The sequence below is a fragment of the Thioalkalivibrio sp. ALD1 genome (genome assembly GCF_000381245.1).
GTDB lineage: Bacteria > Pseudomonadota > Gammaproteobacteria > Ectothiorhodospirales > Ectothiorhodospiraceae > Thioalkalivibrio.
Window position 1 is genome coordinate 310,282 of record NZ_KB906241.1, and the last position, 20,798, is coordinate 331,079.

Annotated in this window: 18 protein-coding genes; 11 read left to right on the forward strand and 7 right to left on the reverse strand. The window is 64.7% G+C overall.

Translation table 11 applies throughout. The features are described 5' to 3' along the window. Positions 1-15 precede the first annotated feature (15 nt). The gene (rpmH, locus tag F623_RS0101495; protein WP_012983964.1) at positions 16-156 is read right to left on the reverse strand and encodes a 50S ribosomal protein L34; all 141 of its coding nucleotides are present in this window, start codon (positions 154-156) and stop codon (positions 16-18) included. Between the two features lie 152 nt (positions 157-308). On the opposite strand from rpmH, the gene dnaA reads away from it, so the two are divergent. The 8 genes from dnaA to ubiD all read left to right on the forward strand — a co-directional run bounded on the left by dnaA (position 309) and on the right by ubiD (position 11,582). Next, positions 309-1,676 carry a chromosomal replication initiator protein DnaA gene (gene dnaA, locus F623_RS0101500; RefSeq protein ID WP_018868124.1) on the forward strand — a complete coding sequence of 456 codons (1,368 nt, stop codon included), beginning with the start codon at positions 309-311 and terminating at the stop codon, positions 1,674-1,676. A 254-nt stretch (positions 1,677-1,930) separates the two neighbouring features. Continuing rightward, positions 1,931-3,034, forward strand: coding sequence for a DNA polymerase III subunit beta (gene dnaN / locus F623_RS0101505; RefSeq protein WP_018861061.1), 1,104 nt, complete (start codon positions 1,931-1,933; stop codon positions 3,032-3,034). A gap of 23 nt (positions 3,035-3,057) precedes the next feature. Beyond that, positions 3,058-4,131, forward strand: coding sequence for a DNA replication/repair protein RecF (locus tag F623_RS0101510; protein WP_081616572.1), 1,074 nt, complete (start codon positions 3,058-3,060; stop codon positions 4,129-4,131). A 65-nt stretch (positions 4,132-4,196) separates the two neighbouring features. Beyond that, on the forward strand, positions 4,197-6,629 hold the full coding sequence (gene gyrB, locus F623_RS0101515) for a DNA topoisomerase (ATP-hydrolyzing) subunit B (protein WP_018861059.1): 2,433 nt from the start codon (positions 4,197-4,199) through the stop codon (positions 6,627-6,629). Between the two features lie 6 nt (positions 6,630-6,635). Next, on the forward strand, positions 6,636-7,163 hold the full coding sequence (locus F623_RS0101520) for a hypothetical protein (RefSeq protein WP_018861058.1): 528 nt from the start codon (positions 6,636-6,638) through the stop codon (positions 7,161-7,163). 109 nt (positions 7,164-7,272) lie between these two features. Continuing rightward, positions 7,273-9,321: a M3 family metallopeptidase gene (locus tag F623_RS0101525; protein WP_018861057.1), complete on the forward strand. Its 2,049-nt coding sequence runs from the start codon at positions 7,273-7,275 to the stop codon at positions 9,319-9,321. Beyond that, entirely contained in the window at positions 9,318-10,085 is a 768-nt protein-coding gene (gene xth, locus F623_RS0101530; protein WP_018861056.1) for an exodeoxyribonuclease III, read from the forward strand. Before F623_RS0101525 ends, xth begins: the two co-directional genes overlap by 4 nt. Positions 10,086-10,118: 33 nt before the next feature. Beyond that, a complete protein-coding gene (gene ubiD, locus F623_RS0101535) occupies positions 10,119-11,582 on the forward strand; it encodes a 4-hydroxy-3-polyprenylbenzoate decarboxylase (RefSeq protein WP_018861055.1) in 1,464 nt (487 codons plus the stop codon). Positions 11,583-11,616: 34 nt separating this feature from the next. On the opposite strand, the gene F623_RS0101540 is transcribed toward ubiD, so the two are convergent. Then, the gene (locus F623_RS0101540) at positions 11,617-12,192 is read right to left on the reverse strand and encodes a hypothetical protein (protein WP_018861054.1); all 576 of its coding nucleotides are present in this window, start codon (positions 12,190-12,192) and stop codon (positions 11,617-11,619) included. Between the two features lie 160 nt (positions 12,193-12,352). Between F623_RS0101540 and F623_RS0101545 the strand changes: the two genes are divergently transcribed. After that, the gene (locus tag F623_RS0101545; RefSeq protein ID WP_018861053.1) at positions 12,353-13,381 is read left to right on the forward strand and encodes a CDP-6-deoxy-delta-3,4-glucoseen reductase; all 1,029 of its coding nucleotides are present in this window, start codon (positions 12,353-12,355) and stop codon (positions 13,379-13,381) included. Between the two features lie 19 nt (positions 13,382-13,400). Here the strand turns inward: F623_RS0101545 and F623_RS0101550 are convergent, their stop codons facing one another. From F623_RS0101550 to F623_RS0101565, 4 genes are all read right to left on the reverse strand, one after another. Next, positions 13,401-14,216 (reverse strand): uroporphyrinogen-III synthase, encoded by an 816-nt coding sequence (locus F623_RS0101550; RefSeq protein WP_018861052.1) that lies wholly within the window; start codon positions 14,214-14,216, stop codon positions 13,401-13,403. 3 nt (positions 14,217-14,219) lie between these two features. Then, entirely contained in the window at positions 14,220-15,167 is a 948-nt protein-coding gene (gene hemC, locus F623_RS0101555) for a hydroxymethylbilane synthase (protein ID WP_081616563.1), read from the reverse strand. A 123-nt stretch (positions 15,168-15,290) separates the two neighbouring features. Next, entirely contained in the window at positions 15,291-16,016 is a 726-nt protein-coding gene (locus tag F623_RS0101560; RefSeq protein ID WP_018861050.1) for a LytTR family DNA-binding domain-containing protein, read from the reverse strand. Then, positions 16,006-17,046, reverse strand: coding sequence for a sensor histidine kinase (locus F623_RS0101565; protein ID WP_018861049.1), 1,041 nt, complete (start codon positions 17,044-17,046; stop codon positions 16,006-16,008). Before F623_RS0101565 ends, F623_RS0101560 begins: the two co-directional genes overlap by 11 nt. A 106-nt stretch (positions 17,047-17,152) precedes the next feature. On the opposite strand from F623_RS0101565, the gene argH reads away from it, so the two are divergent. Continuing rightward, positions 17,153-18,589: an argininosuccinate lyase gene (argH, locus tag F623_RS0101570; RefSeq protein WP_018861048.1), complete on the forward strand. Its 1,437-nt coding sequence runs from the start codon at positions 17,153-17,155 to the stop codon at positions 18,587-18,589. A 49-nt stretch (positions 18,590-18,638) separates the two neighbouring features. Here argH and F623_RS0101575 read toward each other — a convergent pair whose 3' ends face one another. Beyond that, on the reverse strand, positions 18,639-19,142 hold the full coding sequence (locus F623_RS0101575) for a hypothetical protein (protein WP_018861047.1): 504 nt from the start codon (positions 19,140-19,142) through the stop codon (positions 18,639-18,641). Positions 19,143-19,280: 138 nt separating this feature from the next. Here F623_RS0101575 and F623_RS0101580 point away from each other — a divergent pair, with 138 nt between their 5' ends. Next, the gene (locus F623_RS0101580; RefSeq protein ID WP_018861046.1) at positions 19,281-20,783 is read left to right on the forward strand and encodes a YdiU family protein; all 1,503 of its coding nucleotides are present in this window, start codon (positions 19,281-19,283) and stop codon (positions 20,781-20,783) included. The last annotated feature ends 15 nt before the right edge of the window (positions 20,784-20,798 follow it).

Genomic DNA, 20,798 nt, shown 5'->3' on the forward strand with positions numbered 1-20,798 from the left:
GGCCGGTCAGCGCAATCAGTTGGTCGGGCAGAGACGCTTGCGGCCTTTGGCGCGACGGGCGTTCAGGACCTTGCGGCCGCCACGGGTGGCCATGCGGGCACGGAAGCCGTGGGTACGGGCGCGGACAAGCCGACTCGGTTGAAAGGTGCGCTTCATGACGAATCTCGGACTATGGGATAAAGGGCGGAGAAAACTACCGTCAACCGTGCACGAAGTCAATCATGGGGCGAGCCGCGGCTAGCGCAGCAGGGTGGCATCGGCGTAGACTCGGGATCCCCTGAACCTCTCGTGATTCCGGAGACCCGCGTGTGACTGCCAATACCCTGTGGACAGCCTGTCTGGATCGCCTGCAGGGTCGCGTGAGTGAGCAACAGCTGAACACCTGGCTGCGGCCCCTGCATGCCGAAGAGGATGGTGGGGCCTTGCGCTTGCTGGCGCCGAACCAGTTCGTATTCGAGCACGTCCGTGACCACCTGCTCGGCTCGATCGAGGAAGCCGTGAGCGAGGTCCGTCCTGGCGCCGACGGGGTCGACGGGCAGCGCGTGCGCCTGGGCATCGGTGGTGCGGAATGGTCGGCCGAGACGACGGAAGACGCTGCCCCGCCCTCGGTCCAGACGACCTCGGCGCCGCGCCGGGCGGCGGTGCCCAAGGGACCTGTCAGCAACCTCAATCCGGCCTTCACCTTCGACACCTTTGTCGAGGGCAAGTCCAACCAGCTGGCGCGAGCCGCGAGCCTGCAGGTGGCGGAAAACCCGGGTGTGGCCTACAACCCGTTGTTCATCTATGGCGGGGTCGGCCTGGGCAAGACCCATCTGATGCACGCGATCGGCAACAGCATCCTGGCACGACAGCCCGAAGGACGGATCATCTATCTGCACTCGGAACGCTTCGTCGCCGACATGATCAAGGCGTTGCAGCACAACGCGATCGACGACTTCAAGCAGCACTACCGCTCGGCCGATGCCCTGCTGATCGACGACATCCAGTTCTTTGCCAACAAGGAACGGTCACAGGAAGAATTCTTCCACACATTCAATGCGTTGCTGGAAGGTCAGCAGCAGATCATTCTGACCTCGGATCGTTATCCGAAGGAGGTCGAAGGGCTGGAGGAACGACTGAAGTCGCGCTTTGGCTGGGGCCTGACCATCGCCATCGAGCCTCCGGAGCTGGAGACACGCGTAGCCATCCTGCAACGCAAGGCGGAACAGGCCGGGATCGAGCTGCCAACCGAGGTGGCCTTTTTCATGGGCAAGCGCATCCGCTCCAACATTCGCGAGCTGGAGGGTTCGCTGCGGCGCGTGATCGCCAATGCGCACTTCACCGGCAAGCCCATCACCCTGGACTTCGCCAAGGAGGCCCTGCGCGACCTGCTCGCGGTTCAAAGCAAGTTGATCACGCTGGAAAACATCCAGAAAACCGTGGCGGACTACTATCGCATCAAGGTAGCGGATCTGCTGTCGACCCGCCGCAGCCGTTCTGTCGCCCGGCCGCGGCAGATGGCCATGGCGTTGGCCAAGGAACTGACCCAGCACAGCCTGCCGGAGATCGGGCAGGCCTTTGGCGGTCGCGACCATACGACGGTTATACATGCCTGCCGCAAGATTACGGAACTACGCGAAGCGGACGCCAGCCTGGACGAGGACTACGCCAATCTGCTGCGAACGTTGAGCAGCTGAGGCCTTTCGGGATGCGACATCGTGGATCGGGAACAAACTGTGGATAAGATGGGTAGAAGACGTTGGTATCTGGCCAAAGATTTTTCCAGCCAATTTCATCCACAGGATAGACACAGCCAACACAGAGGTTTCAAGGCCGATTTATGGCCATAAAGTGTCGTATATTCAAATAGATAAAGGATTTCCGCACAAGGAGAAGCGGGCCTTATTATTATCAGTTCTATATTACTTAAACCCAATTACAGGACACCGCCATGGAACTCACTTTCCAGCGCGAAGCGATGACTGATGCCCTGCAACGGATTGTCGGGGCGGCCGAAAAACGGTTGACGATGCCGATCCTCGGCAACGTCCGTTTACGGTCGGACGAACGTGGCGGTATCCGGATGGATACGACGGACCTGGAACTCGCCTGGCAAGGCGAAGCGGCCGGAAGTATCCCGGGCGAATGCGACGTGACCGTTTCGGTCCGCAAGCTGCTGGATGTGGTCAAGGCGGCGCCGGAGGACTGCGAGATCCGTGCGACGATCGACGGTGAACGGATGTCGGTGGGATTCGCAGGTTCGCGATTTTCGTTGGCGACGCTCCCGGGCGGGGATTTTCCTGACTGGGAGGGCAAAAGCCCGGAATGGAGCCTGGACATCCCCCAGAACCGCCTGCGTCGATTACTGGAAGCGACGATGTTCTCCATGGCGCAGCAGGACGTGCGCTACTACCTGCAGGGTCTGTTGCTGGTGGCCAGTGGACACAGTCTGAGGGCCGTGGCCACTGATGGGCATCGGCTGGCACTGGCCGAGGCGGAACTGGATCAGGCGATTGACGGGCGAGTGGAGAAGATCGTTCCCCGCAAGACTGTCGCGGAGCTGCGCCGCAATCTGTCGGATGATGAGGTCCCGGTCCGAGTGGGGTTCAGTGACGATCAGGTACTGTTCGATCTTGGGAGCGCCGTATTGCGGAGCAAGGTGATCGAAGGGCGGTTTCCGGATTACGAGCGCGTGATCCCGACCGATCTCCCGGCCACCCTGACGGTGGAGCGAGAGCGGCTGAAACAGGCGCTCTCGCGGGTATCGATCGTGGCATCGGACAAGTACCGCGGTGTTCGCATGACGCTCGGGGACCAAGGGTGTCAGGTGATGACGCACAATGCGGATCGAGAAGAGGCCCAGGAATCGGTCGAGGCCGAATATCAAGGGCCGGCCATGGAGATTGGATTCAATCTCGGGTACCTGGTGGATGTTCTCAACGCCATCGAAACCGATCGGGTGCGCATTGGTCTGCGCGATGGCAATTCCTCGATTCTGGTCCAGGCGGAACCACCGGGCGGCGCGCGCTACGTCGTTATGCCGATGCGACTGTAGCCGCGGTGGGGTGATTGCCGGTCGTGCTGGAAGCCCTCTGGTGGCATGGTGTGCGCAATCTCTCGGAGCAGACGTTCGAGCCGGGGAGGGGGATCAACCGTCTGGTGGGCCCGAACGGGGCGGGCAAGACTTCGGTACTCGAGGCCTGCCATGTACTCGCGGCGGGCCGTTCTTTCCGGACATCGCAACTTCGCAGGGTGATCACCACTGGGGAGAAGCGCCTGTGGGTTGGGGGGCAGGTGCGAGACCTTCAAGGTGGAGTCCATCGGCTGGGTCTTAGCTGGGAGGGCAGTCGGCGGTCGCGGCTGGATGGACGCTGGATGGAGGGGCATGCAAGCGTCGCGGAATGGCTCCCTGTGCGGGTGCTGCATGCCGGGTCCTTTGAATTACTGACCGGCGCGCCCGAGGAACGGCGGCGGCTGCTGGACTGGGGCTGCTTTCATGCGACGGGTCCGTACAGGTGGCAGTGGCAGCAATGGCGCCGAGCCCACGAACAGCGAAATGCGGCCCTGCGCAAGGGCAACCATCGGGCGGCGCGTGAATTCGAACGTCCGTTGGTCGAAGCGGGTGAATCGATCACCCAAGCACGAGAGGCGTATATCCATCGCTGGCAATCGAGCACGGCAAAGGCCGCAGAGTCGTTCGGGTTCTCGGGCCGCCTGGATGGTTTCCGGATTCGTCTTCGGGTGGGCTGGGATCGGGAATACTCACTGGCAGAGGCCATTGAACGCAGTCGACCATCGGACGAGGAACGGGGCTTTGGGCAGGTGGGGCCGCAACGGGCTGATATTGAATTGCGCTTCGATGGTCGATCGGCGATCGAAGCGTCGAGGGGCGAACAAAAACGGCTGGTGACGGCACTGACGGGGGGGCAGGCCCGAATGCTGGAGGTGGAGACCGGCAGGGCGCCGGTTGTCTTGCTGGATGATGTGGTATCCGAACTGGACGTTGTGGCTGTGGAAGGGCTGATGGCGGGACTGCTGGAATCAGGTTGGCAGGTTTTTGTGTCGGCAGTAGATCCGAATATTCCCGGGCTGGACGGGTCCCAATCGACGCAATTGTTTCACGTGGAACACGGTGTGGTGACTCGGGACTGACCCCGCCCCGGGACTCTCCTTTGCGTTATACTGCAGTGTCTGCCACCGGCCGGATACCGCACTCCATGTCCGAAACTGAACCGCTCGACCCCGAAACCTACGACTCTTCACAGATCCGTGTCCTCAAGGGTCTCGATGCCGTGCGCAAGCGGCCGGGGATGTACATCGGTGATACCGATGATGGCACCGGACTTCACCATATGGTGTTTGAGGTCGTCGATAACTCGATCGACGAGGCCCTGGCGGGCTATTGCGACACCATTGAGGTCACGATCCACGAAGACAATGCGGTATCAGTCTCCGATAACGGTCGTGGTATCCCGGTGGATATTCACGAGGAAGAAGGTAAATCGGCCGCAGAGGTCATCCTGACGGTCCTGCATGCCGGGGGCAAGTTCGACAACAACTCCTACAAGGTATCCGGGGGGCTCCACGGCGTCGGTGTGTCGGTAGTCAATGCCTTGTCAGAAGAGCTTCGACTCGAGATTCACCGAGCGGGTGAGCGGCACCAGCAGATCTACCACCTCGGCGTGCCGGATTCACCGCTGGCCGTTGCGGGTCCGACGGACCGTACCGGGACCCGGATATGGTTCCGGCCCAGCGACGAGATCTTCAGCGATATCGAGTTCCATTACGAGATCCTGGCAAAGCGCCTGCGCGAACTCTCATTCCTGAATTCCGGGGTTCGCATTACGCTTCGTGATCAGCGTGACAACCGGGAAGAGACATTCCTGTTCGAAGGGGGTATCCGCGCCTTTGTCGAACACCTGAATCAGAAGAAAACCGCTCTGCATCCGACCGTGGTCTACGCGAACCAGACGCGCGAGGATGACTATGTCGTGGAGGTTGCCCTGCAGTGGAATGACTCCTACCAGGAAAACATCTTCTGCTACACGAACAACATTCCGCAGCGTGACGGCGGGACCCACATGGCCGGTTTTCGCGCGGCCCTTACACGAACGATCAACCAGTACCTGGAGAACGAAGGCCTGATCAAGAAGGCCAAGGTTGCGACCGCTGGCGACGACATGCGCGAAGGCCTGACGGCTGTGTTGTCGGTGAAGGTACCGGACCCGAAGTTTTCGTCACAGACCAAAGACAAGCTCGTCTCGTCCGAGGTCAAGCCGATCGTCGACAGTGTCCTGTCCGACGCGGTACACAACTTCCTGTTGGAGAACCCGACTGAGGCCAAGGCGATCACCGACAAGGTGCTCGAGGCCGCGCGCGCCCGCGAGGCGGCCCGCAAGGCCCGCGAGGTCACGCGCCGCAAGGGGGCGCTGGATGTCGCCGGCCTGCCGGGCAAGCTCGCCGACTGCCAGGAAAAGGATCCGGCCCATTCGGAGCTCTACCTGGTGGAGGGCGATTCGGCGGGCGGATCGGCCAAGCAGGGTCGCGATCGCCACTTTCAGGCGATCCTGCCACTGAAAGGCAAAATCCTGAACGTCGAACGTGCGCGCTTCGACCGCATGCTCGGCTCGGCCGAGGTCGGCACGCTCATTACTGCGCTTGGCTGCGGCATCGGGAAAGACGAATACGACCCGGACAAGCTGCGCTATCACCGCATCATCATCATGACGGACGCGGACGTCGACGGCTCGCATATCCGGACACTATTGTTGACGTTCTTCTTTCGCCAGATGCCCGAGCTCATCGAGCGTGGACACGTCTATATCGCGCAGCCGCCGCTGTACAAGATCAAGCGTGGCAAGCGCGAGCAGTACGTCCGCGACGAGGCCGAGATGGGTGAAATCGTCGTGTCGCTCGCCCTGGACGGGGCGGCTTTGCATCCAGGCCCTGATGCCCCGCCGGTTACGGGTGAAGCCTTTGAAGAGCTGGTGAAGGGTTACCAGAAGGCGGCCCGAGCGGTCGAACGCCTGGGTCGGATGTATGATTCCCGCATTCTCTGGGCCATGCTCGAAGCCGATGCCATACCTGATCCCCGCAGCGTAACCAACCCGGACGTTCAGGCTTGGTTTTCCCGGATCCTCAAGACGATTTCCAGTGATCGAGCGGGCGCCACACGCTATAGTCTGGGACCGGTTACCGATGTGGATGGCCACGCTCAGCTGAGTCTGGACCGGATAGAGCACGGCGCCGCGCTCTCCCAGTTCATCAACGACGATACGCTGGCCTCGCGCGATTTCCAGACGATCCTCGACCTTTCGGCGCGACTGAATGCCCTGCTTGAGCATGGTGCCTACATCAAGCGTGGCGAGCGAATTCATCGGATCCAGGGTTTTTCCGAGGCAATGGAATGGCTGCTTCAGGAGGGTCGCCGGGGTCTGGGTACCCAGCGTTACAAGGGCCTGGGCGAGATGAACCCCGAGCAGCTGTGGGAGACCACAATGAACCCGGAAACCCGCCGATTGCTGCAAGTTCGTGTTGAGGACGCCATCCGGGCGGACGAAATTTTCACCACCCTGATGGGGGACCAGGTCGAACCGCGCCGCGATTTCATCGAGACCCGAGCCCTGAGCGCGGAGAACGTCGACGTCTAGCTCCCGATGGCGGGCTTCGTCATCCTTGCGATCGTCGGGCTGGTCAGCCTGACACTGGCTGTCATCCGCATGTATTCCCACCTGGCTGTTCAGGAGCGCCGGGTCGTCGGGGCATGGGACCAGTTGGAACGCCTCCTGGTCCAGCGAAACGGCCATCTTCAGCGGCTATGCTCCGAAGCAGGAAGCCGCGTGTGCGCACTCCAGAACCTTCACCGGTTGTTAGAACGTCAGGAAATGGCCCGCCGCCAGGGGGACCTGTCGACCGTCGCCGACACTGAGCGCGAGATTCGAGCCACCTGGGATTTGATATTAGAACAACCTGTTGATATTAAAGAAGAAATAATGGACGAAGCCGAGAGGCGGGTCGGTGCCCTCGACCAGGCCATCGGAGACAATCTGGTGCGCTACAACGCCGCCTTGGAGACGTATCAGCACACTCGACGCTCTCCCTTCTACGGGCCCCTCGCATGGGCCGTTGGAATGGGGCCTTACGCCCCGCTGAATCCTCCCTCTTCAGACAATCCCTCGCGTTGACTCCTCGGAGAGGCGGGTGGGATGGCCGACGCGGTTGTCCCCACCGGAACACCCTCCCGAGCCAGCGGTCCGAATGGCATAATTCCACCTGGCCGAATCAGGAGTCACCGTGACCAACCCCCTACTGCAAACGGATCGCCTCCCCGCGTTTCGATCCATCGCCCCCGAACACGTGATCCCCGCACTCGATACCGTCCTTCAGGAAAACCGCGACGGCATCGAGCATCTTGTCCAGCAGGCCGGGGATTCGCCCACCTGGGATGGTCTCGTCGCGCCATTGCAGCACCTGGATGCCCGCCTCTCCCAAGTGTGGGCGCCGGTCGGTCACCTGAACGCGGTGATGAACACCCCTGACCTGCGTCAGGCCTACAACGCCTGTCTGCCCAAGCTGTCTGAGTTTGCCAGCTGGGTGTCGCAGCACCAGGGCCTGTACGCCGCCTTCCGCCGCCTGGCAGATGGCCCCGAATACGAGCGGCTCGCGCCCGAGCGGCGCAAGGTGATCGATGACGCCCTGCGTGACTTTCACCTCAGCGGCGTGGCTCTTCCCGAAGATGCGCGCGCACGGCTGCGCGAGATCGACTCCCGCCTCTCTGCACTGACCGCGCGCTTCGAGGAGAATGTGCTCGATGCCACCCAGTCCTGGACCTGGCAGACCGACGACCCTGCCGCACTCGCCGGCATACCCGCCGCAGAACAGGCCATGCTGGCCCAGAATGCCCGGGCCCACGAACAGACCGGCTATCTTGTCACCCTGGATTTTCCCAGCTATTTCGCGGTGATGAGCCATGCCGACGACCGAGACCTGCGCCGCCGCGTCTACGAGGCCTTCGCGACACGAGCATCCGACCAGGGATCCGATGCAGGTCGCTTCGACAACAGCGAGGTGATGGTCGAGATCCTCCAGTTGCGGGAGGAGAAGGCGAGTATCACGGGATTTGCGCACTACGCGGAGCGCTCGCTGGCGACCAAGATGGCCGAGAGCGCCGCCCAGGTTGATACCTTTCTGCACGACCTCGCACAGCGCGCACGCCCCCGGGCCGAACAGGATCTGGACGACCTGCGCGCCTTCGCCCGCGAAGAGCTCTCTCTCGAATCCCTCGAAGCCTGGGACATGGCCTATGCCGCCGAGAAGATGCGTGAGCGACGTCTCGGGCTGAGTCAGGAAATGCTGAAGCCCTATTTTCCCGCCAGCCAGGCGGTGGAAGGCCTGTTTCGCCTGGTCGAGCGCCTGTTTGGCGTGCGCTTCGAGGCCGACCCGAATGTCGAATGCTGGCATGAAGACGTTCGCTACTACCGAGTAGTTGACGCGAACGGCATCGAACGTGCGGGTTTCTACTTTGATCTTTACGCTCGCAAGAACAAGCGCGGCGGGGCCTGGATGGATGTCTGCCGGCAGCGTTTTGTCTCGGCCGAGGCCCAGCAGGTCCCGGTCGCGTTCATGACCTGCAACTCCACCCCGCCCGTGGATGGCAAGCCAGCGCTGTTTACCCACGACGAAGTGATCACCCTGTTCCACGAGTTCGGCCACGGTCTCCACCACATGCTGACGCGCGTGAACGAGCCGGAGATCGCCGGGATCAATGGGGTCGAGTGGGATGCCGTCGAACTCCCGAGCCAGTTCATGGAGAATTGGTGCTGGGAGCGCGAGGCGCTGGATCTGTTTGCCCGTCATTACGAAACCGGCCAACCCATGCCGGATGACCTCTATCAGCGCCTCGTCGATACCCGCCACTTCCATGCCGCGATGCAGCTTCTGCGGCAGGTCGAATTCTCCCTGTTTGACATGCGCCTGCACGCGAGGTCCGCACCGGACAGTGCACAGGCCATCCTCGATCTCCTGGAGACTGTGCGTGACGAGGTCGCAGTGGTTCGGCCGCCCGCGTTCAACCGTTTCCCCCATGGTTTTGCGCACATCTTCGCGGGCGGATATGCGGCGGGCTATTACAGCTACAAGTGGGCGGAGGTCCTGTCCGCCGATGCCTTTGCGCGGTTCGAGGAGGAGGGCCTGTTTTCGCCCGAGGTCGGTGCGGCCTATCTGCGCGAGATCCTGGAGGTTGGAGCCTCGCGACCCGCGGCCGATTCATTTCGTGCCTTCCGTGGCCGCGATCCCGAGATCGACGCCCTGCTGCGCCACAGTGGTCTGGAGGATGCCGCGTGAAGATCGCCAGCTGGAACGTCAACTCCCTGAAGGTCCGCCTGCCCCAGGTCCTCGACTGGCTTCGGAGTTCGCGCACCGACATCCTCGCTTTGCAGGAAACCAAGCTGACCGACGAGAACTTTCCGGTCAGTGCGATCCAAGACGCCGGGTATCAGGTCGTCTATTCCGGACAGAAGACCTACAACGGCGTGGCCATCCTCTCGCGCAAACAGGCAACGGACCTGGTCACCGACCCGCCCGGTCTGCAGGACGCCCAGCGCCGCATTCTGGCCGCCACGGTCGGCGATATCCGCGTGGTCAACCTCTATGTGGTGAACGGCGAGAACGTCGGTACCGAAAAATACGCCTACAAGCTCGACTGGCTCGCGCGCATGCGCACCTGGCTGGCCGCCGAGATCGAGGCCCACCCGAATCTCGTGGTGCTGGGCGATTTCAATATCGCCCCGGAGGACCGTGACGTGCACGACCCCGAGGCCTGGCACGAGCGTATCCTCTGCTCTACTCCGGAACGCGAGGCCCTGGCGGCCCTCACGGACCTTGGCCTCGCGGACACCTTCCGTGCATTCGACCAGCCGGATGAGGAATTTTCCTGGTTCGATTACCGCGCCGCTTCCTTCCGGCGCAACCGCGGCCTCCGGATCGACCTGGTGCTCGCCAGCCATGCGCTGCAGAAACGCCTGACCGCCGCGGGCATTGACCGCGAGCCACGGAGTTGGGAGCGACCCTCCGACCACGCCCCCGTCTGGGCCGAATTCAGCGACTAGGCTCGGCTGACGGCCGCGCCCTGGGAGATACCCGTGAAATACAGGGACCTGCGTGATTTCATCGACGGGCTAGAGGCCCGCGGCGACCTCAAGCGCATCACCACCGAGATCGACCCGAACCTCGAGATGACCGAGATCGCCGATCGCGTCCTGCGCGCCGGCGGACCCGCGTTGCTGTTCGAGAACCCCAAGGGTTCCGATATCCCGGTGCTGGCCAACCTGTTCGGTACGCCCGAGCGGGTGGCCATGGGCATGGGAGAGGACTCCGTGGAGGCCCTGCGCGAGGTCGGCCGGTTGCTGGCCTTCCTCAAACAGCCGGACCCGCCGAAGGGCCTGCGCGCAGCCTGGGAGCAGCTGCCCGTCTTCCGCAAGGTGCTCGACATGGCACCCAAAAAGACGCGCGGGGCCGCCTGTCAGCGCCATGTGCTTGAGGGCGACGATGTGGACCTATCGACCCTGCCGGTGCAGACCTGCTGGCCGGGGGATGCCGGGCCGCTGATCACCTGGGGCCTGGTCGTGACCCGCGGGCCCGAGAAGTCGCGGCAGAACCTCGGCATCTACCGTCAGCAGGTGATCGGCCGCAACCGCGTGATCATGCGCTGGCTGTCACATCGCGGGGGCGCGCTCGACTACCGGGAATGGTGTCAGGCGCACCCGGGCGAGCCTTTCCCCATTGCCGTGGCCCTGGGGGCCGATCCCGCGACCATCCTCGGTGCGGTCACACCGGTGCCGGATACGCTGTCGGAATACGCCTTTGCCGGGCTGTTGCGCGGCAGCCGCACCGAAGTCACCCGCTGCATCGGCTCCGATCTCGAGGTCCCGGCATCGGCCGAGTTTGTGCTGGAGGGCCACATCCACCCCGGCGACACTGCGCCGGAAGGCCCGTTCGGCGATCACACCGGGTACTACAACGAGGTGGACGAGTTCCCGGTATTCACCATCGACCGCATCACCCATCGTGACCAGCCGATCTATCACTCGACCTACACCGGACGCCCGCCCGACGAACCGGCGGTCCTGGGGGTTGCCCTGAACGAGGTCTTCATCCCGATCCTGCAGAAGCAGTTTCCGGAGATCGTGGACTTCTACCTGCCACCGGAGGGCTGCTCCTACCGCATGGCGGTGGTTTCCATGCGCAAGCAGTACCCTGGCCACGCGAAGCGCGTGATGATGGGCGTGTGGTCCTTCCTGCGCCAGTTCATGTACACAAAATTCGTGATCGTCGTCGATGATGACGTGAACACGCGCGAATGGAACGATGTGATCTGGGCGATTACCACGCGCATGGACCCCGCGCGTGACACGACGCTGGTGGAGAATACGCCGATCGACTACCTGGATTTCGCCTCGCCCGTTTCGGGGCTGGGTTCGAAAATGGGCATGGACGCGACCACCAAGTGGCCGGGTGAGACCGAGCGCGAGTGGGGTCGACCGATCACGATGGATCCGGCCGTACGCGAGCGGGTGGACGCCCTCTGGCACGAGCTGGGGCTGTAGCCCTGGCTACGCCCCGCCCGAACCCGACGGGCTCCTAGTTGCCCAGGTGTGCGCCGTCCTCGGGTAGCCGCACCCAAGCCGCGATGTCGGCGCCCATGGCCCGAACCGTGCGCCCCATCACCGAGCAGCTGCCCTTGAACCCGCCGAATGCGCCGCCACCGGAGACCCGGCGCGAGGTGAATTCGGCCACCGCCTCGCCGTTCTCGTACAGCGTGCCTTCGGCCTCCGCCAGGGAACGGTGTCCCGACCAGGCATTGCCATCATTGCGGGCCTGGGTGATCTCCACCATCAGCACCTTTCCGGCATCGCCGGGGCTTACGTCCGCCCCCGTCTCCACCCGCACATCGTGGCGCGCTCCGAACTCCTGAACGAAGCCGGGGAAGCGCTCCTCCAGCTCGCATTCGCGGCGGATGGCCTCCGCCACTGTCGCGTCCTCGCTGTAGGCGAAGCGGTCCGGCACCGTCACGATCACCTCCGGATCAGTGACCTCGGCGGCTTCGGCGCCTGCATCGGCCCCCGAGTCCGCTTCACGGGTTTCGTTGGCCGCACAGCCGCCGAGCAGCATCAGCCCGCCAGCGGCCAGTGCGGCCGCCCATTTTTCTCCCTGCATTCCCTTTCTCCCTGCCTGTGGTTGGCGCCCCCGAGTCTGCCCCATCCCGCCTGTGGATTGCACGTGCAGCATCGCTGCATGCGGCTTCCGGGGTTGTTTGCGTTCGCGCCGACCGTGGCGACAATAAGCCCCCTTGTTGGATCAGCAGCGGGAGCAGCGCATGGCCTTTGACGTGATCATCCAGCCCAGCGGGCAGCAGCTCGAGGTCGAGGACGACGAGACCGTACTCGAGGCCGCGCTGCGCCAGGGCTTTGCGTTTCCCTACGGCTGCCGCAACGGCGCCTGTGGATCCTGCAAGGGTCGCGTCATCGCGGGCGAAGTCGACCACGGGCCGAACAAGCCGCCGGGCATTACCGAGGCCGAACTGGCCGACGGCTGGGCACTGTTCTGCCAGGCGGTCCCGGTGGATGATCTGGAGATCGAGGTGCGCGAGATTGGCGCGGCCAAGGACATTGTCGTGAAGACGCTGCCCTGTCGTGTCGCGCAGTTGAACCGCCTGGCAGACGATGTAATGGAGCTGCGCCTGCAGCTCCCTGCAACCGAGCGCATGCAGTTCCTCGCCGGGCAGTACCTGGATGTCCTGCTCAAGGGTGGCAGTCGCCGCAGCTACTCGTTGGCCAATGCCCCGCATGACGACGAGCAACTGGTTCTGCATGTGCGCAATCTGGAGGGTGGGCGCTTCTCGAAGATGGTGTTCGAGGAGATGAAGCCCAAGGCGCTGTTGCGTATCGAGGGGCCGCTCGGCACGTTCTTTGTCGACGAGGAATCGCAGCGGCCGCGCCTGTTCGTTGGCGGTGGCACGGGCTTCGGCCCGCTCAAGGGAATGCTGGATCATCTGGCGGTCGAGGGTTTCGACCGACGGCATCATCTGTTCTGGGGTGCGCGCAGCTCAGACGGGATTTACGCCCCCGATTGGCTTGGCCGGATGACCACCGAACACGGCGAGCACTTCCGCTTTACGCCGGTGCTCTCGGATGTACCGGCGGATACGGCGGCCGGGTTCCCGGCGGTCACGGGCTGGCCCCACGACGCGGTACTGGCCGAATACCCGGACCTGTCCGGATTCGATGTCTACATGGCCGGCCCACCGGCGATGATCGAGGCGGCAACCAACGCCTTCCTCGCCGCGGGTCTGCCGACCGAGCAGCTCTACTACGACAGCTTCGAGCCGGCCGCGCCCCACGAGTAGGGGCGCGCGACCTCGCTGATCAGCTGGTCGCGAGTTGCGCGGCCAGGCGCTGCACCGCCTGCTGCATCGCGGCGTCAGTCGGATCCTCGGCGATCTCCACGGCGGCCTTGAACCCCAGCTCCTGCGCGATCTCGCCGATACGTTCGGAACCCACCACCAGCGGCGTCTTGCGCAGCCACATGCGCCCGAGCTTCCCGACCATCTCGTAGAGATTGCGCAGGCCTTCGCCGCTGGTGATGGTGATGATGTCGATCTGGTCGCGCGAGAATGCATACATCAGCGCGCCGGTATCACCGTCCGGTCGCCCGCGCCGATAGGCCTCGGCAAAAGTGACCTCAGCGCCACGCGACTTCAGCGTATCGCCGAGGTATTCGCGCCCGCCGTCACCGCGAAAGATCACCACGCGCTGGCCGGTGACCTCCTGCATCGCCGGCTGTTCCAGCAGGGCCTCGCTGTCGAAGCGCCGCGGCGGGGCGATGTCCACATTCAGGCCGAAGCCCTTCAGCTCCTTCGCGGTGCGGTTGCCGATGGCTGCGATCCGCGTCCCTTCGGGCCACGCGTGGTCGGCCAGCGCCAGGTTCAGCACCCGCTGCACTGCGTTCGGGCTGATAAAGACCGCGATGTCGAAGGAGTCCAGCTGATCCAGCACCGCGCGCAGATTGGTCGGGTCGCTGGGCGCCAGGATCTCCAGCACCGGAAAGCGAATCACCTCGGCGCCATCGCCAGCCAGCAGGTTACAGAACTCCTCTGCCTGCGCCGCCGGCCGCGTAACCAGGATCCCGCAGCCGTTCAGGGGGCCGTCGGCGGTGGGCTTCATGATATCCAGATCGGCCATTTTTCAGGATCCTTTCGTGGAGGCTGCGTTCTCGGCGTGGGCGGCGGCCAGCAGCTCGCCGGCCCCCAGTTCCAGCAGCTGTTCGGCCAGTTGCACCCCAAGGGCCTCCGCGTCGCTGCGCGGCCCTTCCACCTGGCGTCGCAGGAGCTGGCTGCCATCGACCGCGCCGACCAGACCATCCAGGTGCAGCCGGTCGCCGTCCAGGGTTGCGTGGGCGGCCAGCGGTACCTGGCAGCCGCCCTCCAGGCGACGATTGAACGCGCGTTCGGCGCGCACACGGTCGGAGGTGTCGCCGTCGTTCAGGGGTGCGATCAGCGCCCCAATCTCCGGGTCGTTCTCGCGGCACTCGATGGCGATTGCCCCCTGGCCTACCGCCGGCAGGCTGACCGCCGGTTCCAGCCGGGCGCGGATGCGTTCGTCGAACCCGAGGCGTTTGAGCCCGGCGGCCGCCAGCAGGATTGCGTCATATTCGCCGGCATCCAGCTTGCCCAGTCGGGTATTCACGTTGCCGCGCAGATCGGTGATGTGAAGATCCGGCCGTCGCGCCCGCAGCTGGCACTGGCGGCGCAGGCTGGACGATCCGACGCGCGCCCCCTCTGGCAGTTCATCGACATGGGCATAGGTGTTGGAGACGAACGCATCCAGCGGGTCCTCCCGGTCGAGGATCACCGGAAGCACCAGGTCCGCCGGCAGCTCCATCGGCACGTCCTTGACCGAATGCACCGCGATGTCCGCACGATCTTCCAGCATCGCGATCTCCAGCTCCTTCACGAACAGCCCCTTGCCGCCAATGCGGGCCAGTGGGGAGTCGAGGACGCGGTCGCCCTGCGTGGTCATGCCGACCAGTTCCACAGGCCGATCCGGGTGCAGCTCCCGCAGGCGCGCGGCGACATGTTCCGCCTGCCACATGGCGAGCGGGCTTTTTCGAGTGGCGATGCGCAGGGGTTTCATGCGGGGTCCGGCGGCTGGAGGATAAAGCGCCGTAGTATAACGGTTTCGGCACGGTGGCCCGAATCCTCCCGGATCGCGGGGCTATCGATCCCTCTTTAAGGAAAGCCCGATTTCAGTGTCTTCTCAAGGCAGATCACCGCGCAGGAAGGCCCTCACCTGCGGAAGCTGTCGCCGACTGATGGCGACCGGATCGATGTCGCCGTGAAACAGCAGACGGTGGTCGGCCGGACCGCGCGTCTCCAGCCCCCGGATCGCCGCGCGGACTGCCAGGCAACCCCGGCGCACGCACAGCAGCGCCTCTCCGAACCGCGACTCCAGTTCGTGCAGCCGGGTATCCACAAACCCCTCGAGCTGTTCGCCGCGGGCGATCACGTAACCGTCTTCGGCCACGAAGTAGCCGATCCGGTCCAGGGGAACGCGTTCCTCGCGCCGCCCGATGGTCAGGCGAACGGTCTGCGGCATGCGTGCCGACGAGCCGGCCTTGTGCCGGGCCGCACGTTCCAGGGCCTGGGTCAGGCGCTCGGCGCGTACGGGCTTGAGCACGTAGTCGCGTACTCCGGCCTCGAAGGCCTCCAGGCTGAACTGATCGTGTGCGGTCACCAGGATGACCATCAGGTCCGGGCGCTGCGCGCCGATTTCGGCGGCCAACTCCATGCCCGATTCGCCGGGCATCTCGATATCCAGCAGGATCAGGTCCGGCCCTTCGCGATTAATGGCGTCGCGTGCGCCGATCGCCTCGGCCGCCTGGCCAATCACCTGGTGTCCGGCATCGTTGATCATCCCGGCCAGGCGCTGGCGTGCGATCGGTTCGTCGTCCACGATCAGGACGCGCAAGGCTTCAGTCGACATGACGTTTCCCCCATTCCAGTGGCAGGCGAATGCGGACCTCGAATTCGCGTTCCCTAGCCTCCGCTTCGAAGCGGAACCGATCGCCAAACGCATGGTGCAGGCGCAGTCGCACGGCATCGCTGGCGGTGCCGGTCCCCTTGCTGTGCGCCTCCGGGTCGACGCTGTTGGTCAACGACAGCATCACCGTGCCGGAGTCGAGCCGACAGCGAACGCGCACGAAGCCGGGGCCCCGGGCCGGTCCGATCCCGTGCTGAATCGCGTTTTCCGCCAGCGGTTGCAGGATCAGGGTCGGCACGCTGACGTCCAGGCCGGCCTGATCCGGGCAATCCCATTCCACCTGCAGGCGTTCGCCAAAGCGGGTTTGCTCAATGTTCAGGAAGGCCCGCACCAGCTCCAGTTCCGCACGCAGCGCCTGGCGATTGCCGGTGGCGAAGGTGGCGCGAAAGAGATCCGCCAGATCCAGGGTGATCTGTTCCGCGCGTGGGGGATCACTGCGGCACAGCCCGGCAATGGTGTTCATGCTGTTGTAGAGAAAGTGCGGGCGCAGCCGCGCGCGCATGGCCTGCTCGCGAGCGCGGGAGACGGCCTGGGTCTCACGCTGCCAGGCCGCCTGCAGGTAGAGGTAATGCATCGCCACCAGGCTCAGGATTGTGGCCACCGCGATCGCCGGCCAGCGCCAGGCCGGGTCTGCCAGCTGCAGCTCCTCGGCCCCCAGAAAGACCGCCGCCGTGTTGGCGATCGGCACCAGCGGGGGCAGGACGATCTGGCCCCACAGGGGCAGGCGCACCAGCAGCCGCTTGCCGGCGCACAGGATCAGCAGACTGGTCAGCGCGACCCAGAAGATGAACAGCGCATGCAGGGCCAGCCCCGGCACCCAGTCCTGCCCGCCCCCGCGCAGCAGGGTCACGGCCAGGGCCAGCAGTACCGCGACCATCAACACGCGCAACAGAGTCTCGGCGCTGCAGAAATCCGGCAGCGGCGATGGATTCGCCAGTTCGGTTGTTTCGTCGTCCGGCTTGTGTGCCCTCACGACCCGTCTCCCCTCCGGGTGCCGCCCATCCCTGTGTTGGCCGGGGGACACTGTGACGTGTCTCCCTTATACTTCCGTGTCTTTCCAACCCGGTTCAGGGTGCACCATGACGCAGGATTCCGCACGCGACAAGCCGCAGGCCCCGGCCCCCGAGGGCGAGGCCAAGCTCTGGGGTGGCCGTTTCTCCGAACCCACCGATGCCTTTGTCGAACGCTTTACCGCCTCGGTCGAGTTCGACCAGCGCCTGTACCGCGAGGACATCCAGGGCTCGCAGGCGCATGCGCGCATGCTGGCGAAGGTCGGCGTGCTGACCGACGCCGAGGCCGAACAGATCCTGCAGGGGCTGGACGCCATCCGTGACGAGATCGCCGCCGGCGAATTCGACTGGCAGATCGGCCGCGAAGACGTGCACATGAACATCGAGGCGCGGCTGATCGAGCGCATCGGTGATGTCGGCAAGAAGCTGCACACTGGCCGTTCGCGCAACGACCAGGTGGCGACCGACATCCGCCTGTGGCTGCGCGCCTCCATCGACGACATCCTTGGCCTGATCCGGGGCTACCAGCGCGGGCTGGTGGATCTGGCCGAGCGCGAGGCCGCGACGGTGATGCCCGGCTTTACCCATCTGCAGACCGCGCAGCCGGTTACCTTCGGGCACCACATGCTGGCCTGGTACGAGATGCTGGAGCGCGATGCCCAGCGCCTGGTCGACTGCCGCGCGCGGGTCAATGTTCTCCCGCTGGGCGCGGCCGCGCTGGCCGGGACACCGTATCCGCTGGATCGCGAGTACACCGCCGAGCTGCTCGGCTTTGATGGCGTTACACGCAATTCACTGGACGCGGTCTCGGATCGCGACTTCGCGATCGAATTCACCGCTGCGGCGGCGACCCTGATGATGCACCTGTCGCGACAGGCCGAGGAGCTGATCCTCTGGACCAGCGCGCAGTTCGCGTTCATCGACCTGCCGGATCGCTACTGCACCGGTTCGTCGATCATGCCGCAGAAGAAGAACCCGGATGTGCCCGAGCTGGTGCGCGGGAAGACCGGCCGGGTCTACGGCCACCTGATGTCCCTGCTGACCCTGATGAAGGGCCAGCCGCTGGCCTACAACAAGGACAATCAGGAAGACAAGGAACCGCTGTTCGACACCGTGGACACGCTGCTCGGCTCGCTGCGCGCGTTCGCCGACATGGTGCCCAACCTGGAGGTGCGTGCGGAGAACACCCTGGCGGCCACGACCAAGGGCTTTGCCACCGCGACGGATCTCGCCGACTACCTAGTCGGGCGGGGTGTGGCCTTCCGCGATGCCCACGAGGTCGTGGGCCGTGCGGTGCGGGTCGCGCAGGAGCGCGGGGTCGATCTGGCGGAGCTGCCGCTGGCCGACCTGCAGGCCATCAGCGATGCGGTGGGCGACGACGTCTATACCGTGCTGACCCCCGAGGGGTCGGCCGCCGCCCGCAACCTGACCGGCGGCACGGCCCCGGAGCAGGTCCGGCGCCAGGTCGCGGCTGCGCGCGAACATCTCGCGGGCACGCTGGACTGAGACGAGATTGAAGTGGTGCGAAGCCGCACCACCTGATGGGTCAGGACCGTTAGTAGTCCAGCGTCGAGTCGATCACTTCCCACATCACGTTCCCGTGCACCACCTCGTAGCCGAGCAGGACCTGGCCATGGGCCCCGTCGCCCTCGAAGTTCGCCAGTACCCAGCGGTGGTTCAGCACGTGGATGCCGTCGGGCCGGAACGCAAAGCCCTCGTCGCCCTCGGCCTCGTGCGGGATCAGTTCCGGATGCTCCATCAGATCGTCACGCAGGCGCTCCTCGGCACGTGCCATGCCGCGGCGCTGCAGATCCTGGATATGCGCATTGGTCAGACCCAGCTCGACCGGGCGCGGAATCTCGTGCCGGGTGTACTCCTGCAGCTGCACCTGCGTCTGGTACAGCTCGCGCTGGGCCTCGGTTAAATCCTGCTCCAGCCCGGTGGCGCGGGCGATGTAAATGGCGAGGATGATGACGAAAAACAGCATGAAGCCCAGCCAGGCCAGGCGCTCGCTGTTCTTCAGGCCACCCTGATTTTTATTGTCCTGCTCTTCGGTCACGAGTCTCCTCCCGGAAATGGGGCACCGGCATGGACGCCGTGCCCGCGTGACGGAACACCCGGGCTGTGTGGGCCCAAAGGTGCAAAATCGAAACGTCGCGCATCATAACGCCTGAAGCCGCGATCTGCCGAGGTATCGATGTCCCGCGCCGAAGCCCCAGCACCCAGCGCCCCCGAACTGCAATGGGTAAACCGCTTTGCCAGCCTGCCGGAGGCCTTTTATGACCGTCCGGCGCCGGCCCCGTTCCCGGATGCCACGTGCCTGGCGACCAGCGCCGAGATGTGCCAGCGCCTGGGGCTGGCCGAGACCGACCTGGCCAGCCAACCGTGGCTGGGGGCCTGCACCGAAGGACATCCGATGGAGGGCCCCGACCCGCTCGCCAGTGTCTATGCCGGGCACCAGTTCGGCGTCTTTGTCCCGCAACTGGGGGACGGGCGTGCGAAGCTCCTGGGCGAGGTCCGAACCGTCTCCGGCGAACACTGGGAGCTGCAGGTGAAGGGCGCCGGGCGCACGCGCTACTCGCGCGGTGCCGACGGCCGCGCGGTACTGCGTTCCTCGATCCGCGAGTACCTGATCTCCGAGGCGATGGCCGCGCTGGGCGTGCCGACTACCCGCGCGGTGGCCCTGTTCGGCTCCAGCCTCCAGGTCCTGCGCGAGCGCGTGGAACCGGGGGCGATCGTGCTGCGCGCGGCACCCAGCTTCCTGCGCTTCGGGCACTTCGAGTACTTCCTCTACAACGGTTACAGCGAACGCCTGCGTGAACTGATCGACTATGCGCTGGCGCACGACTACCCCGAGCTGGCGGACGCCGACGACCCGGTGGCCGCGATGCTCGAACAGGTGATCGCGAATACCGCCGAGATGATCGCCGACTGGCAGGCCGTGGGTTTTTGTCACGGGGTGATGAACACCGACAACATGAGCCTGCTGGGCCTGACCATCGACTACGGCCCGTTCGCGTTCCTGGATGCCTACGACCCGGGCTACATCTGCAACCACACCGACCAGGGTGGCCGCTACGCCTTCGACCAGCAGCCGGCGATCGCGCAGTGGAACCTGATCCGTCTGGCCGAGACCCTGGTAATCCATTTCCAGGACACCACCCGCGAGGCCGCGATCGAGCGGGCCAAGGCACTGCTGGTGGACTTCATGCCCCGGTTCGAGCAGGCCTGGCTGACGCGCATGCGCGCGAAGCTGGGGCTGGCGGAGGAGCGCGAAGGAGACCTTGAGCTGATCCATGACCTGCTGGCGCGCATGGCCGCGGAGGGCGTCGATTACACTCGCTTCTTCCGTCAGCTACCGGACCTGGAGCAGCCCGAGATCCGCGAACAGCTTGAGGGCGAGCTGGAAGACGCGGAGACCTGGCGCGCATGGTGGTCGCGCTATCAGGCGCGCCTGGAGACGGAGGCCCGCCCGTTCGAGGCACGTCGGGCGGCGATGAACGCGGTCAACCCCAAGTACATCCTGCGCAACCACCTGGCGCAGGCCGCGATCGAGCAGGCCGAGGCGGGCGATACCTCCGAGCTGCTGCGGCTGCAGGCCATCCTTGAACGCCCGTTCGACGAGCAGCCCGAGTTCGAGGCCTACGCGGACCTGCCGCCCGCCTGGGCCGCCGGCATCCAGCTGAGCTGCTCCTCCTGATGATCCGCTGCCTAA

What these genes read in the sequence shown, in the direction of transcription:
- F623_RS0101540 (WP_018861054.1), bottom strand. Translation starts at nt 12,192, where the DNA reads ATGCAGGGAGAAAAATGGGCGGCCGCACTGGCCGCTGGCGGGCTGATG.
- F623_RS0101580 (WP_018861046.1), top strand. Translation starts at nt 19,281, where the DNA reads ATGTCCCGCGCCGAAGCCCCAGCACCCAGCGCCCCCGAACTGCAATGG.
- rpmH (WP_012983964.1), bottom strand. Translation starts at nt 156, where the DNA reads ATGAAGCGCACCTTTCAACCGAGTCGGCTTGTCCGCGCCCGTACCCAC.
- F623_RS0101545 (WP_018861053.1), top strand. Translation starts at nt 12,353, where the DNA reads ATGGCCTTTGACGTGATCATCCAGCCCAGCGGGCAGCAGCTCGAGGTC.
- hemC (WP_081616563.1), bottom strand. Translation starts at nt 15,167, where the DNA reads ATGAAACCCCTGCGCATCGCCACTCGAAAAAGCCCGCTCGCCATGTGG.
- F623_RS0101550 (WP_018861052.1), bottom strand. Translation starts at nt 14,216, where the DNA reads ATGGCCGATCTGGATATCATGAAGCCCACCGCCGACGGCCCCCTGAAC.
- dnaN (WP_018861061.1), top strand. Translation starts at nt 1,931, where the DNA reads ATGGAACTCACTTTCCAGCGCGAAGCGATGACTGATGCCCTGCAACGG.
- F623_RS0101520 (WP_018861058.1), top strand. Translation starts at nt 6,636, where the DNA reads ATGGCGGGCTTCGTCATCCTTGCGATCGTCGGGCTGGTCAGCCTGACA.
- gyrB (WP_018861059.1), top strand. Translation starts at nt 4,197, where the DNA reads ATGTCCGAAACTGAACCGCTCGACCCCGAAACCTACGACTCTTCACAG.
- F623_RS0101560 (WP_018861050.1), bottom strand. Translation starts at nt 16,016, where the DNA reads ATGTCGACTGAAGCCTTGCGCGTCCTGATCGTGGACGACGAACCGATC.
- argH (WP_018861048.1), top strand. Translation starts at nt 17,153, where the DNA reads ATGACGCAGGATTCCGCACGCGACAAGCCGCAGGCCCCGGCCCCCGAG.